Below are 13,820 nucleotides of genomic sequence, written 5' to 3' on the forward strand. Positions count from 1 at the left end.
GGTGGTTGGGGCTTAGGGCGGGAGAACGCCAAGCGGTTCGGCAATGGGCATGACAAACCAGTTGGCCCGTACGGGCAAGCCGAGCGTTGGGCGTGCATGATGCGGGAAGCGCTGGAGGTGAACACAGAGCTTACGCTAGAGGGCTCTCCGCCTACTCGTCCTTCGAGGTCCTTAATCCGCCCCCAACGAACGCTCAATCCATCACACCCGTCCGCCCTTCTTCAGGACTTCAGTGGCATCAAACGCGCCTTGGGCGCCGGCTTCGTCGGCATGGAACATTATCACTGTCACACCGATATCGGCCGTCGGAGCATACATGGGCGTGCTGATGGTTGTTCCGCTATAAGTGCCGTAAGCCGTATTGCCCTGGACTGTTGCATTTGCGTTCCCAAATGTATTGCTGGACATACCGACAAACCGAGAGCCGCTCGCAGTTGAGGCTTGGTCAAAACGAAAATGTGTATAGCCACGAGACAATGTTGCCTCAGCGGCCTTCTTCATCGTGATCGCACCGGCAGATCCGGTGAAAAGGGCGCCGCTGGCGTGAGTATCCAGCCGAACTACATTCGGAGCCAACGGCATTTCTGATGTGGTTGCGCAGCCAGCAAGTGCCAGCGCGGCGGTCAAAACGACAGCCCGATACATGGTGCTCCCCCGAAGATTCGGCAATTTAGAGCACAGATCTTCCAACCCGTCGATTCCGGCAAACGAAGACGCTGCCCGTTTAAGGAACTTTCGGAGATCGCCCGCTATCACGCGGGGAGACCGAGCCAGAGCAGGCCGAATGGCTGCGCCTACATTGGCGTGCACGGGGAGAGCCTTGGCGAAGACAATGAGGGGAAGAGGCGCTGGAGGCGAATACGGGAGCCTACGGCGGAGGCTTAGGGCTGGCGAGTAAAAGCCCAAAAATTGAAGTGCATCTGGGTCGCCGCGAGATCTTCCTATCTGGTCATTTGTAGCCTCGTCGTCCTTCATTGAATAACGAATACATTGAGCCAATCAAGCTGCCCCGAATTGCCAACAAGGTAGCATTCGAGCGTGTTATGCTTTTGATAACCACACGATGCCAGTATAACGTGTGTGACAAGGGCAAAATCTTAATATAGGATTATCGATCACCGATTTCATCGGGCGGTGGTCTAATCTTGACGGCGGTCAGGAGCGCGCCAACTACTCACTTTTCCTGGCGGAGCTTTGTGATGTGATTGGGGTAAGAAGACCCGATCCAGCCTTGGCCGAACATGACTTCAACGATTATGTATTCGAACGGCGCGTCGAGCGAAAACGCCCAGACGGAACAACCGAAGCCGGCCGCATCGACCTTTATAAACGTGGCTGCTTCATTCTAGAAGCAAAACAGAGCCGTCTCCGTGGTGGTAAGAAAGCGGTGCCGGAAGGCCAGGCGGACTTATTCGCCGAGACAGAGAGCGGTCTTGACACCGCCGCATCAGGTCTTGATCACGTGATGGTCCGGGCTCGCCGGCAGGCAGAACGGTATGCCGCGTCGTTGCCTGCTGATCACCCATACCCGCCATTCATCATCGCATGCGATGTCGGGCGCGCTATCGAACTCTATGCCGATTTTTCCGGCCACGGCCGCCACTATGCGCAGTTTCCCGACGCGCGGCAGTTCCGCATCGAACTCGGCCAGTTGGCGAATTCCGAGACGCGAGATGTACTCCGCGCCGTCTGGGAAGAGCCTCAATCGTTAGATCCGGCAAAGAAGACGGCAAAAGTCACTCGTGAGATTGCCGGGCGACTCGCTGAAATCTCCAAGGCCCTTGAAAGGCGAGGCTTTGAAGCTCGCAGCGTCGCAGTTTTCCTCATGCGTTGCCTTTTCACAATGTTCGTTGAGGACGTCGGCCTCCTTCGCAAGAAGGGTTTCACGGAGCTTCTGACAAAGTGTCTCGACGATCCCACAAGGTTTACGTTTGAAATTGACGACCTTTGGCGTCACATGGATCGCGGAGACTATTCACCTGGCATTGGCGAAAGGCTGCTTCGGTTCAACGGCAAGCTGTTCAAGAACGCTGCGTCCCTTCCGCTCACGGAAGAGGAGATACGTCTGCTTCGCGACGCGTCGGATGCAGATTGGCGTGATCTGGAGCCAGCGATATTCGGCACCCTTTTCGAGCAGGCGCTGGATCCCGATGAAAGAAAACGCTTGGGAGCGCACTACACGCCGCGTGCCTACGTCGAAAGGGTCGTTGATGCGACCATTATAGAACCCCTGACCAAAGACTGGATCAGTCATCAATCGGCTGCCGCCCGCGAACTCCGCGATGGTTCCAAGGCGGCGGCCATTCGCGAGATCGAAGACTTCCTTCGCCATCTGGCCTTGGTGCGGGTACTCGACCCGGCATGCGGCACAGGGAACTTCCTCTATGTCGCCCTCCGACGGATGAAGCAGTTGGAGGGCGAAGCGCTCAAACAATTGCAGGATATTGGAGGCGATGAGGCAGTCGCAAGGGTTGAGAATATCTCGGTGAAGCCGGAGCAGTTCTTCGGCATGGAGCTCAACAAACGAGCTGTGGAAATCGCTGAACTGGTTCTTTGGATCGGATACATCCAGTGGCACATGCGCACACGCGCTACCGTACCCCCCGAGCCAGTCTTGGGGAGCAGTGACCATGTCCACGCGAAGGATGCCCTCCTCACTTGGTCAGGCTATCCGCATCCGCAACTAAAACGAGACGCGGTCGGAAAGCCTGTGAGCGACAGTCAAGGCAACGAGACCTACGCCTATCCGAATGCGGTCAGCGCGGACTGGCCGGAGGCAGACTTCATCGTCGGGAATCCCCCGTTCATTGGTGGAAAAGACATTCGCGGGCGCCTCGGGGCTGGTTACGCCGAAGCCTTGTGGGCCGCCAATCCGCAGATGAATCCCGCAGCGGATTTCGTCATGTATTGGTGGGACCACGCGGCCGAACTGCTCGTGAAAAGAGGAACCCGACTGCGTCGCTTCGGCTTCGTCACAACAAACTCCATAACACAGGTATTTCAACGGCGAGTGCTTGAGAGGCATCTGTCAGGCACTTCGCCAGTTTCACTTGTGCTCGCCATTCCGGATCATCCGTGGACCAAGGCGTCGAAGGATGCTGCAGCGGTCAGGATCGCGATGACTGTAGCTGAAGCCGGCGACCGCGATGGTACAGTGCGCAGCGTTACACGAGACGAAGCTTTGGACACCGACGAACCCACGATCGAGTTCGTTGAGCGTGAGGGCAGGATCAATCCTGATCTCACGATAGGGGTGGATGTGACGAAGGCAAAGGCGTTGGTGGCCAACGACGCGATCTGCTCGCCGGGAGTGAAGCTGCATGGGGACGGTTTCATCGTCACGCGGAAGAAGGCGTTTGAACTAGGCCTTGGGCAGCGGCCGGGCCTCGATCAACATATCCGCGAATATCGGAATGGCAGAGATCTGACGTCACGGCCGCGCGGAGTGATGGTGATCGACCTTTTTGGAACTTCTTCCAATGAAGCTCGTCGAGAGTTTCCGGAAGTCTACCAACACCTCTTGGAAACTGTGAAGCCGGAGCGAGACCGAAACAATCGAACGTCATACCGAGAGAAGTGGTGGTGGTTCGGTGAACCGCGAAGGGAACTTCGCCCCGCAATGGAGGGGTTGCACCGCTACATCGCCACGGTGGAAACGATGAAACATCGTATTTTCCAGTTCATGGACGCCGAAATACTTCCAGACAACATGCTGGTCGCCATTGCGTCAGACAACGCTTATCATCTCGGGGTGCTGTCGTCGAAGGCACACGTGGCTTGGGCTTTGCGCACAGGAGGTCGGCAAGGCGTCGGCAACGATCCGAGATATTCGAAGTCGCGGTGCTTCGATCCGTTCCCGTTTCCCGAAGCCAGCGCATCAGCCCGCGCCGAAATCGGCGCAATCGCGGAGGAACTTGATTGGACGCGCAAACGGGTTCTTGCCGACCACCCGGACCTAACTCTGACCACGCTTTACAATGTTCTTGATCTTATAGTCGCGGGCAGCCAACTCTCCGATAGAGAGAAGGACGTCCGAAGCCGCGCTCGCGTCCTCATCCTACGGGAACTTCACAGTCGGCTCGACACAGCTGTTCTGAAATCCTATGGATGGCAGGCGGACATCGATGTCGAGCAAATCCTTGATGGCCTTGTCCGGCTGAACGAAGCCCGAGCCACCGAAGAGGCCCGTGGCTTCATCAAATGGCTGCGCCCTGAATATCAGATCGAGAAAATCGGCCCGCTGGCGCATCGCGGTGACCGAATACAAGCGATCCTTTCCACGAAAGCAAGAAGCAGAAAGACAGTGTTCCCCGTCGCACGGCTATCCCAGGCTCAAGTTGTTCTAGATATCATGGGCCGCGCCAAGGCACCTCTGTCGGTTGAGGAAATTGCCGCGACGTTCTCATCACCGGAGCAGACCATCGCCGAAGTGCGGGACGTGCTTCAATCCCTAGTTCGACTCGGCCAAGCAGAAAGCTACGACGCCGGAAGAAGCTTCTTTCGAGCTGCATAAGCGCTATGCCGCGAAGATAGTTCGGCGACTCTGAAGCCACAGTACGGCACGTCTCGGCTGGTGGTACACGCGCCCACGACTTGACCGATCGAACTCACTAGCTACAATTCACTTCGTATCCCGAGAATAAGCGGCGCCGGGCACTGAGGACGGCCGCACGATAACCGACAGTGGGTTTGGTCCCTTACGTCGACGATAAGAAGAACCAGCGCCAGCCTATGGCTGGCTATGCTGCCGAAAAACTCCACGAAAGAAACCAGCGGTCGCCCTGCAACGGCTGCCCATGAATCTATGGAGATAGTTATGCGGTTTGCATTGGTGAATAACGAACGAAGCGAGGCCGCGCCCGAGTTGACAGGCAACTGTCCAGGCTGTTCGCAGCAGATGGTCGCAAGATGCGGAACACAACGAGTTTGGCATTGGGCGCATCGCGGCAGCAGAAACTGCGATGCCTGGTGGGAGCCGGAAACGCTCTGGCACCGAGACTGGAAATATCAGTTCGGAGTGGCAGGAAATCATCCGGCACGATGAGCACGGTGAGAGGCACATCGCAGACGTGATGACCGAAAATGGTCTGGTTATTGAGTTCCAGCATTCGCATCTGCCTTTACAAGAGCAGGCGGCACGCGAAGGCTTTTACAGAAGCATGGTTTGGGTTGTGGACGGAACGCGTTTAAAAAGAGACCACTCCCGATTTCTCGATGGTCGCCGGGTGTTCAGACCCACGCGCCTCCATGGTGTGTTCACTACGGCTGATCCAGGCGGCTGTTTCCCACCCGCTTGGCGTACCTGCAGCATGCCCGTGTTCTTTGATTTTAGGCACTCCGCTGGATCTGCTGGTACGTCGACAGCAAGCAGCGAGACGCTTTGGTGCCTTTTACCGGGGCGCGCTGAAGGATGTGCCGTCGTCGTTGCGGTTTCGCCAGCCACCTTTGTGAATGCCGCGCGGAAGTGGCCCTGGATCGTCCCAGTTCGGGCAGTAATGGAAACGGTTGTTGCCACGTTGAGGCGCGAGCGGGCAATTGCGGAACGCGAGGCTCGATCCTCGATTTATGGGCGCCCGTCGTATCGACAGCGCAAGTCCAAATCGTTCCGCAACTCTCCTCGGCGATCACGATACTAGGGGGGAAGTCCCTCCCCGGCCGCAGCCTCTTCGACCACACAAACCGTCCCATCGATCGCCACCGAAATCCCACGATCGATCCACGGCTCCAGGCCGGGATACTCGTCAGCCAGTTTCGTCAACAGCTCCCTTATGTCCTTGGCCTCGCCCTTCATCCCCCGCGAGCAACCGCGCGTCAATCGAAGCAGCCACCCAATCCCAGCAAAAATCAGCGGGCGGGCAAGGCAGCCAAGAGCCCTCGCCCGCCCACCGCAAATCACACCAACTCCGCCAGGGCCGCTGCTTCGAAGCCGTTCAGCGCATCGTACTGGCCGCCCTCGACCTTTGCCACCCAGTGCGGGTCGCTGAGGATGGCCCGGCCGACGGCGATCAGGTCGAACTCGTCGCGCTCCATCCGCTCGATGAGGCGGTCGAGGCTTGCCGGGGTCGATCCCTCGCCGGCAAAGGCGGTGGCGAAGTCTTTTTCGAGGCCGACCGATCCGACGCTGATCGTCGCGGCGCCGGTCACCTTCTTGGCCCAGCCGGCGAAGTTGAGGCCGTTCTCGCCATCGATCTCGGGGAATTCCGGCTCCCAGAAGCGGCGCTGCGAGCAGTGCACGATGTCGACGCCGGCTTCCACCATCGGCAGCAGCCAGTCCTCCATCACCGCCGGCGTTTCGGCGAGCTTCACCGCGAGGTCCTGCTGCTTCCACTGGCTGAAGCGCATGATGATCGGGAAATCGGGGCCGACCGCGGCGCGGACGGCGGCGACGATCTCGCCGGCGAAGCGCGACCGCTCCTTGATCGTCGGGCCGTTGTAGCGGTCGGTGCGCAGGTTGGTGCCCGCCCAGAAGAACTGGTCGACCAAATAGCCATGCGCGCCGTGCAGCTCGACCGTGTCGAAGCCGAGCCGCCTGGCGTCGGCCGCCGCCTTGGCGAAGGCCGCCACGGTGTCGGCGATGTCCTCCTCGGTCATCGCGACGCCGCGCGGCTGATCCGGCCCGATCAGCCCGGACGGGCTCTCGACCGGCGCGTCCGGCTCCCAGCCGTTGAGGTAGCGGGTGGAACCGGTATGCCAGAGCTGCGGCGCCATGCGCCCGCCAGCCTGGTGGACGGCGTCGATGATGTCCTTCCATCCCGCCAGCGCCGCCTCGCCGTGGAACAGCGGAATGCCGCCATCGTTGCGCGACGCGGGACGGTCGACGACCGTTCCTTCCGACAGGATCAGCCCGACCTGTCCTTCCGCCCGGCGCCGGTAATAGGCCACGTTCGCCGCGCCGGGCACGCCGTCGGGCGCGAACAGCCGCGTCATCGGCGCCATGACGATGCGGTTCTTCAGTTTGAGCGACCCGATGGCGAAGGGACGGAACAGGGTGCTGCTATCTGCATGCGACATTAATCAAAACTCCGTTGTGATCGATGCCGCATAGGTATAAAACGTAGACCTGACGTCAATTAGGCACTTCAAGTCGCCCAGGTCTATCGAAGGAAACCGCAATGCCCAGTCTGGATCCGAAATGCTTCTCGTCGGACTGCCCGAGCCGCGTGCTGTTCGACCAGATCGCCGACAAATGGTCGATGATGGTGCTGACCGTGCTGGAGGACGGACCGCATAGGTTCAACGGGATCCGGCGCCGCCTGGAGGGCGTGACCCAAAAGGCGCTCACCCAGTGCCTGCGCCGCCTCGAGCGCAACGGCCTGATCTCCAGGCAGGTGCTGTCGCTGTCGCCGGTGGCGGTGCAGTACCAGATCACGCCCTTTGGCCACACATTGCACGAGCCGTTTCGGGCACTCTATCAGTGGACGCTCGCCAACATGGCCGAGGTCGATGCCGCCCGTCAGCTCTTCGACGCCTCCGCCGGCGCCATGACGCCGATTGACGTTTCGCGGCTCAAATCGGCCGCCTGACCCCCGCGACAATCCGGTCCTGTGTCTTGCCACGGCGCGGATCCGACCACGGTCTTGGCGATATCCCGAGCCCTACCAGCGCACCTCCAGGTGCCTGATTGACGCCAGGTCCGTGACGGATAGTTGTGGACATGGTGGCGTTGCCGCCGCCCGTCCGTGATCGGCGTCCGACCCATCGTCGCCCGCGGCATCGAACGTTTTGAAAGGAAAAAACATGAAGATCGGCATCATCGGCGCGGGCAATATCGGCGCAACGCTGGCGCGGAAATTTTCGGCGAACGGCCACGCGGTCAAGCTCGCCGCGACCAGGAGCCCTGACAAGCTGCGCGATCTGGCCGGGACGGTTGGCGCGCAACCCGTCACCCCGACCGAGGCGGTGCAGGACGTCGACGTCATCGTCGTGTCCATCCCGTTTGGCAAAAACCCTGAACTCGCCCCGCTGTTCGCCGACATGCCGGCCAACGTCATCGTCATCGACACCTCGAACTACTATCCCGCGCGCGATGGCAATATCGCCGAAGTCGACAGTGGCGTGCCCGAGAGCGTCTGGTCGAGCGCCCAGTTCGGCCGCCCGGTGGTAAAGGCCTTCAACGCCATTCTGGCTGGCGTGCTGGCGGATGCCGGAAAACCGCGCGGCGCGGCCGACCGGATCGCAATTCCAATTGCCGGCGATGACGCGGCCGCCAAGGCCGTTGCGTCGCGGCTGGTGGACGAAACCGGATTCGATCCGGTCGACGCCGGAGGCCTCGCCGACTCATGGCGCCTGCAACCGGGCACGCCCGCTTATTGCACGTCCCTGACGGCGGCCGCTCTGCGCGACGCGCTGGCGGCGGCGGACAAGGCCAGCGCACCGCGCAACCTCAGGGATCTCATGGCCAGGCTCGGCGCCGCCTTCCCCAGCACCGAGGAGATGACCGCGCTGAACCGCGAGCTCAACAGCAGGAGGTAGTCGGCTTCCAACGGTTGTCCAGCAGGTAGCGCCGCGCCGATCTGGGCGCGGTTTTCACTTTGCGCCGACGATGAGGCAGACGCCCGCTGCGACAATGACCAGCCCCGTCAGGCCATGCATGCCAAAGGCCAGCGCCCTGCTTCCGCGCGACCGAAGGACGGTCGCCATGTCGCCAAATGCGATGAGGCTGGCCAGGAGCAGGAATTCGCCGAGCAGGCGCGGCGTGCTGTTGGCCATCAGCAGGATGACAAAAAGGCCCGACCCGATATCGCGCGTGCCCTTCACGGACAGCCATGCGGTGAATCCGGCCGATGGCGGCGGGGAGCCGGCGATGCCAAAGCCCGCCGCCGCGGTGCCAGGCGCCAACCAGAAGCGCGCGCCAAGGAAAATGATTGCGGCCGCGATCAGGCCGGAAAGTCCATATCCGATTTGTAGCATGAGAAACTCCTGTCATTTGCAGATATTCTAGCGCCGCTAGCATTATGCGTCAACGGAAATCTAGCATTGACAGAAATTTGAGCGTCGATAGGGTTGCCCTATGTCAATCGCTGAACGCAAAGAGCGCCAGCGCGCTGAGCGCTATGAACTGATCCTGGCGGCGGCGCGCGACCTGGCGGAAGCCGACGGCTGGGACGCTGTCACCACGCGCCGTCTCGCGGAGCTGATCAATTATAGCCAGCCGGTTCTCTACAGCCACTTCAAGGGAAAGGCCGACATCATGGCCGCGGTGGCCAAGAGAGGGTTCGAGGAACTTGCAACGCGATTGAAAACGGCGAACGACACCGGCGCTCCGGATGTCTTGCGCAGCGTGTGTGCCGCCTATCTCGATTTTGCCCGCTCGTGGCCGGTCGTCTACGAGGCGATGTTCGTCTTGCCGACGATGATCAAGTTCGCCAGTGAGGAAACGCCGACAGCCCTTCGTGCCGCCTTTGAGGCGTTGGTCGCCGCACTTGGGCCAAATCGGCAAGAGCCGGTATTTCTGGCCGAAGTGCTATGGAGCGCCTTGCATGGAATGGTCGTCCTCATGCAATCCGAACGCATCCCGACGGCGGGAGCCGAGCTTCGATTGAACATTCTCGTCCAAAAATTCAGCAGAGATCACTGAGTGTTGACGGCGCCCGACCCGGATCCCTTGCGCGCCCTCACCCCCCAGCCAGCCGCGGCAGCAAGAAAATCTCCGCGCCCGGCGGCAGCTCCTTACTCCACGTATCGCGATAGATCGTCCCGTCGATCGCGACGGCGATGCCGCGGTCGATCCATGGCTCCAGGCCGGGATACTGTTCAGCCAGTTTCCTGAACAGCTCCCTGATGTCCTTGGCCTCGACCTCGACCTTGCTCTTGCCTCCGGCGACCTGGCTTAGCGCGCCCCAGAGGGTGACTTCGACCATCAGCGCTGCGGTGTGCCGATATTCAGGTGAGGCCGGCCTGCAAATGGCAGCTTCCCGCGCTTCCCCGTTCTACTGCGTCGCAGTAGAACTGAGCTCACGTACTTAAATACGCTCCGCTCCGGTTCTCGGAACCCGCCACTTTCGGCTCGGCCTGACCTGAATCTCAACACACCTTATCCCTAGCTTTCGCCCTCTAGCCTTCCCGTTCCGCCTCGATCGCCGCCAGGATGCGCGGCGGCGACATCGGGATGTGCGTCATGCGCACGCCGGCCGCGTTCGAGACCGCGTTGGCGATCGCCGCCAGCGGCGGCACGATCGAGGTTTCGCCGACGCCGCGCACGCCATAGGGATGGTTGGGGTTGGGGATTTCCAGGATCTGCGTGTCGATCATCGGCAGGTCGGAGCAGACCGGGATGCGGTAGTCGAGGAAGCCGGCGTTCTGCAGCCGGCCGTCCTTGCCGTAAATATACTCCTCGTTGAGCGCCCAGCCGATGCCTTGCGCGGCACCGCCCTGGTACTGGCCCTCGACATAGGTCGGGTGCACCGCCTTGCCGGCATCCTGCACCACCGTGTAGCGGATCACCCTGGTCGAACCCGTTTCGGGGTCGACCTCGACGTCGCATATATGCGTGGCGAAGGAGACGCCGGCGCCGTCGGCGACGAGCTCGCTATGGCCGGCGATCGGCCCGCCAGTCGTGCCCGACTTGGCCGCGATCTCCTTCAGCGACAGTTTTCCGAGATTGCCGTGCTTCTCGCCCTTGGCGACCGCATGGCCCTGCTCCCAGACGACGTCGTCGACGGAAATGTCCCACATCTGCGCTGCACGCTCGCGCAAGATCTTGATCGCGTTGCGGGCGGCCGAGATCGTCGCCATCGAGGACGAGAAGGTGCCCCGGCTGCCGTCGGTCATGTCGTTATAGCCGAGGCTCGACGTGTCGGCGACAACAGCCTTGAGCTGGGCATAGTCGATGCCGAGCTCCTCCGCCGCCACCAGCGACAGCGAGGCGCGGGAACCGCCGACATCGACGGTGCCCACGGCGAGCGACACCGAGCCGTCCATGCCGATGTTCAGGTCGACGCAGGTCTGGCCGCCGAAATTGAACCAGAAGCCGCAGGCCATGCCGCGTCCCTGGTTTGCCTTGAGCGGCGCCTTCATGTGCGCATGGTTCTTCACCGCTTCCAGCGTCGGGCCGATGCCGATCGGTCCATAGACCGGACCGTAGGAAGAGCGTGTGCCTTCCTGGGCGGCGTTCCTGATGCGGAACTCGACCGGATCGATGCCGATCTCCTTGGCGAGTTCGTCGACCGCACTTTCCACCGCGAAGGCCGCCATCGGCGCCGACGGCGCGCGATAGGCGGCGGTCTTCGGCCGGTTGACCAGCACTTCGTAGCCCACCGTCTTGACGTTATCGAGCTTGTAGCAGGCGAACGCCGTCATGGCGCCGATCTCGGCCCATGAACCGGCATAGGGACCGGCGGAATAGCGCAGCGTCGCTTCGGCCGCCGTGATGGTGCCGTCCTTGCGGGCGCCGATCTTGACGTCGATCGAGGTGGCGCTGGTCGGGCCCGAGGCGCGGAAGACCTCGTCCCGGGTCATCACCAGCTTCACCGGGCGTCCGGCCTTGCGCGACAAAGCGAGTGCCACCGGCTCGGCCCAGACATGGGTCTTGCCGCCGAAGCCGCCACCGATCTCCGAGGAGGTGACGCGCAGCTTCGAAGCTTCCATGCCAAGCAGTTGCGCGCAATGCTGGCGGTAGACGAAATGGCCCTGCGTGCAGACCCAGAGGTCCGCCGTGCCGTCGGTGCTGACATTGGCCACGCAGGCATGCGGCTCGATATAGCCCTGGTGCGTCTGCTCGGTCTTGAACGAGCGCTCGACGATGAAATCGGCCGCCCCGAAACCCTGATGCACGTCGCCATGGCCGAACTGCGAGCGCTTGGTCACGTTGGACGCTTTTGCCGGCTTTTGCTCCAGCCCCTCGGTGAAGATCGTGTCGTTGATCAGCGGGGCGTGGTGCTGCATCGCCTCGTCGACATCGGTGACATGCGGCAGCACCTCGTAGTCGACCTCGATCAGCTTCAGCGCCTGCCTGGCCGTGCGGGCGTCGATCGCCGCGACCGCGGCCACCGCATGGCCGTCATAGAGCGCCTTGGTGCGCGCCATGCAATTGTCGAGGATGTCGTACATGGCGGCATCGCCATCGGTGAGATCAGGCAGGTCGGCCGCGGTGATCACCGCCTTGACGCCCGAAAGCGCTTCCGCCTTGGACGTGTCGATCTTGCGGATGATCGCATGCGCGTGCGGGCTGCGCAGCACGCGGCCGACCAGTTGGCCGGCCATGTTGAAGTCGGCGCCATAGCGGGCGCGGCCGGTCACCTTGTCGACGCCGTCGGGACGGATCGGGCGCGTGCCGACGGAAGCGAATTTACGGCCGGAAAAACGTGGATCGAAATTCATGCTCACGCTCCCTTCATAACGATTGCGGCGTCCTGGACGGCGCGCACGATCTTGTCATAGCCGGTGCAGCGGCAGAGATTGCCGGCCAGGCCGAAGCGGATTTCCTCCTCGGTCGGGTCGGGGTTTTTCGCCAGCAGGTCCTTCGCCGCGATCAGGAAGCCCGGCGTGCAGATGCCGCATTGCAGCGCGGCATGCTCGAGGAATTTCTGCTGCAGCGGGTGCAGCCTGTCGCCATGCGCCATGCCCTCGACGGTCTCGATGCGGCGGCCTTCGGCTTCCGCGCCCAGCACCAGGCATGAACAGACCAGCCGGTCGTCGAGGATGATCGAGCAGGCGCCGCAGTCGCCGGTGCCGCAGCCTTCCTTGGCGCCGGTCAGGCCGAGCCGGTCGCGCAGCACGTCGAGCAAGGGCTCGTCGGGCTGGCAGAGATATTCGACCGCGTCGCCGTTGATTGTGGTTGAAACCGCTACACCAGCCATCATTTGCCTCCTGCACGTGCATAGGCGGTCTGTGCGGCCCGCCTGGCCAGCACGCCCGCAACCTTGCGTCTGAATTCGATTGTGCCTCTTTTGTCGTCGATCGGGCGGCAGGCCCCGGAACAGACCTTGGCCAGCCGCTCCAGCGCTGCCTCGTCGAGCTTGCGGCCGATCAGGGCCTCGGCCCCTTCTTCGACCAAAAGCACGGTCGGCGCGGCGGCGCCGATCGCCACGCGGGCAGCCGTCACGACGCCAGTCTCGTCAAGCGTCAGGTTGACGCCGGCGCTGACCACGGCGATGTCCATTTCGGTGCGCGGAATGAACCTGAGATACGCATCGGCCGAGCGCGGCGCTTGGCTGCCGAGCAGGATCGCCTCGATGATCTCGCCCTTGGCGAGCGATGTCCGGCCCGGCGAGGTCGGCACGGTCTCGACTGCTATGGTGCGCTTGCCCGACGGGCCGACGACCACGGCGCGAGCGCCCGCCGCCACCAGCGCCGGCACGCTGTCGGCGGCCGGCGAGGCGTTGCACAGATTGCCAACGATGGTGCAGCGCCCCTGCACCTGCTTGGAGCCGATCAGCTTGGCCGCCTCGACCACGCCTGGCCAGGCCTTCTTCAGGGCAGCGTTCTCGCCCAGCACGGCGCAAGGCACGGCGGCGCCGATGCTGAAACCGTCGGCGGTTGCCCGGATTTCGGACAGGCCCGTGATCCCCTTGATGTCGATGATCAGTTCGGGTTCGACAAAGCCGCCCTTCATCCTCACCAGCAGGTCACTGCCTCCGGCAAGGATTGCGGCCGGGCCGGCCGATCCGGCCAGTTGGCCGACGGCGTCTTCGATTGAAAGCGGACGTATGTAGCGCATCGTCTCCCCTTGGTATGGCGATTTCAGCGACCGTTATAAACAATCGTCTCATAATGACCATCCGGTTCGTGGGCCGAGGCGATTGGGCCAGGTGCTGCAAAATGCGATCCACCTGAAGGGAAACACGCCTGCGGGGGAGCGTCGGCCGGGCTTGTGCGTTTGG

General features: G+C 62.0%; 12 protein-coding genes. 5 read left to right on the top strand and 7 right to left on the bottom strand.

Features of this window, described 5'->3' with window-relative positions; translation table 11 throughout:
* Window positions 1-201 precede the first annotated feature (201 nt).
* Window positions 202-645, bottom strand: coding sequence for a hypothetical protein (locus LB569_RS20145; RefSeq protein WP_224693820.1), 444 nt, complete (start codon window positions 643-645; stop codon window positions 202-204).
* A 481-nt stretch (window positions 646-1,126) separates the two neighbouring features.
* Here LB569_RS20145 and LB569_RS20150 point away from each other — a divergent pair, with 481 nt between their 5' ends.
* A complete protein-coding gene (locus tag LB569_RS20150; protein WP_318013134.1) occupies window positions 1,127-4,513 on the top strand; it encodes a class I SAM-dependent DNA methyltransferase in 3,387 nt (1,128 codons plus the stop codon).
* A gap of 384 nt (window positions 4,514-4,897) precedes the next feature.
* Window positions 4,898-5,044, top strand: a complete 147-nt coding sequence (locus tag LB569_RS31840; protein ID WP_263494844.1) for a competence protein CoiA — start codon at window positions 4,898-4,900, stop codon at window positions 5,042-5,044.
* A gap of 848 nt (window positions 5,045-5,892) precedes the next feature.
* Here LB569_RS31840 and LB569_RS20160 read toward each other — a convergent pair.
* Window positions 5,893-7,011 (bottom strand): NADH:flavin oxidoreductase, encoded by a 1,119-nt coding sequence (locus LB569_RS20160; protein ID WP_224693823.1) that lies wholly within the window; start codon window positions 7,009-7,011, stop codon window positions 5,893-5,895.
* A gap of 101 nt (window positions 7,012-7,112) precedes the next feature.
* On the opposite strand from LB569_RS20160, the gene LB569_RS20165 reads away from it, so the two are divergent.
* Together LB569_RS20165 and LB569_RS20170 are read left to right on the top strand one after the other, a co-directional pair.
* A complete protein-coding gene (locus LB569_RS20165; protein WP_224693824.1) occupies window positions 7,113-7,523 on the top strand; it encodes a winged helix-turn-helix transcriptional regulator in 411 nt (136 codons plus the stop codon).
* A gap of 214 nt (window positions 7,524-7,737) precedes the next feature.
* Window positions 7,738-8,472 carry an NADPH-dependent F420 reductase gene (locus tag LB569_RS20170; RefSeq protein ID WP_224693825.1) on the top strand — a complete coding sequence of 245 codons (735 nt, stop codon included), beginning with the start codon at window positions 7,738-7,740 and terminating at the stop codon, window positions 8,470-8,472.
* A gap of 54 nt (window positions 8,473-8,526) precedes the next feature.
* Here LB569_RS20170 and LB569_RS20175 read toward each other — a convergent pair whose 3' ends face one another.
* Window positions 8,527-8,910, bottom strand: coding sequence for a DUF4267 domain-containing protein (locus LB569_RS20175; protein ID WP_224693826.1), 384 nt, complete (start codon window positions 8,908-8,910; stop codon window positions 8,527-8,529).
* A 100-nt stretch (window positions 8,911-9,010) separates the two neighbouring features.
* On the opposite strand from LB569_RS20175, the gene LB569_RS20180 reads away from it, so the two are divergent.
* Window positions 9,011-9,577, top strand: a complete 567-nt coding sequence (locus tag LB569_RS20180; protein ID WP_224693827.1) for a TetR/AcrR family transcriptional regulator — start codon at window positions 9,011-9,013, stop codon at window positions 9,575-9,577.
* Between the two features lie 37 nt (window positions 9,578-9,614).
* On the opposite strand, the gene LB569_RS20185 is transcribed toward LB569_RS20180, so the two are convergent.
* The 4 genes from LB569_RS20185 to LB569_RS20200 all read right to left on the bottom strand — a co-directional run bounded on the left by LB569_RS20185 (window position 9,615) and on the right by LB569_RS20200 (window position 13,657).
* Complete coding sequence (locus LB569_RS20185; RefSeq protein WP_224693828.1) at window positions 9,615-9,860, bottom strand: MoaD/ThiS family protein; 246 nt, start codon at window positions 9,858-9,860, stop codon at window positions 9,615-9,617.
* A 193-nt stretch (window positions 9,861-10,053) separates the two neighbouring features.
* Window positions 10,054-12,318, bottom strand: coding sequence for a xanthine dehydrogenase family protein molybdopterin-binding subunit (locus tag LB569_RS20190; protein WP_224693829.1), 2,265 nt, complete (start codon window positions 12,316-12,318; stop codon window positions 10,054-10,056).
* Between the two features lie 2 nt (window positions 12,319-12,320).
* Window positions 12,321-12,797 carry a (2Fe-2S)-binding protein gene (locus LB569_RS20195; protein WP_140710556.1) on the bottom strand — a complete coding sequence of 159 codons (477 nt, stop codon included), beginning with the start codon at window positions 12,795-12,797 and terminating at the stop codon, window positions 12,321-12,323.
* Complete coding sequence (locus LB569_RS20200) at window positions 12,797-13,657, bottom strand: FAD binding domain-containing protein (RefSeq protein WP_224693830.1); 861 nt, start codon at window positions 13,655-13,657, stop codon at window positions 12,797-12,799. Before LB569_RS20200 ends, LB569_RS20195 begins: the two co-directional genes overlap by 1 nt.
* Window positions 13,658-13,820: the final 163 nt, after the last annotated feature.

Origin of the sequence: Mesorhizobium sp. BH1-1-4 (genome assembly GCF_020165665.1) — a bacterium.
GTDB lineage: Bacteria > Pseudomonadota > Alphaproteobacteria > Rhizobiales > Rhizobiaceae > Mesorhizobium.

Bases quoted from the DNA above. Each gene is read 5' to 3' on its own strand.
- LB569_RS20175 (WP_224693826.1), bottom strand. From the start codon at position 8,910: ATGCTACAAATCGGATATGGACTTTCCGGCCTGATCGCGGCCGCAATC.
- LB569_RS20195 (WP_140710556.1), bottom strand. From the start codon at position 12,797: ATGGCTGGTGTAGCGGTTTCAACCACAATCAACGGCGACGCGGTCGAA.
- LB569_RS31840 (WP_263494844.1), top strand. From the start codon at position 4,898: ATGGTCGCAAGATGCGGAACACAACGAGTTTGGCATTGGGCGCATCGC.
- LB569_RS20180 (WP_224693827.1), top strand. From the start codon at position 9,011: ATGTCAATCGCTGAACGCAAAGAGCGCCAGCGCGCTGAGCGCTATGAA.
- LB569_RS20185 (WP_224693828.1), bottom strand. From the start codon at position 9,860: ATGGTCGAAGTCACCCTCTGGGGCGCGCTAAGCCAGGTCGCCGGAGGC.
- LB569_RS20190 (WP_224693829.1), bottom strand. From the start codon at position 12,318: ATGAATTTCGATCCACGTTTTTCCGGCCGTAAATTCGCTTCCGTCGGC.
- LB569_RS20145 (WP_224693820.1), bottom strand. From the start codon at position 645: ATGTATCGGGCTGTCGTTTTGACCGCCGCGCTGGCACTTGCTGGCTGC.
- LB569_RS20160 (WP_224693823.1), bottom strand. From the start codon at position 7,011: ATGTCGCATGCAGATAGCAGCACCCTGTTCCGTCCCTTCGCCATCGGG.
- LB569_RS20170 (WP_224693825.1), top strand. From the start codon at position 7,738: ATGAAGATCGGCATCATCGGCGCGGGCAATATCGGCGCAACGCTGGCG.
- LB569_RS20200 (WP_224693830.1), bottom strand. From the start codon at position 13,657: ATGCGCTACATACGTCCGCTTTCAATCGAAGACGCCGTCGGCCAACTG.
- LB569_RS20165 (WP_224693824.1), top strand. From the start codon at position 7,113: ATGCCCAGTCTGGATCCGAAATGCTTCTCGTCGGACTGCCCGAGCCGC.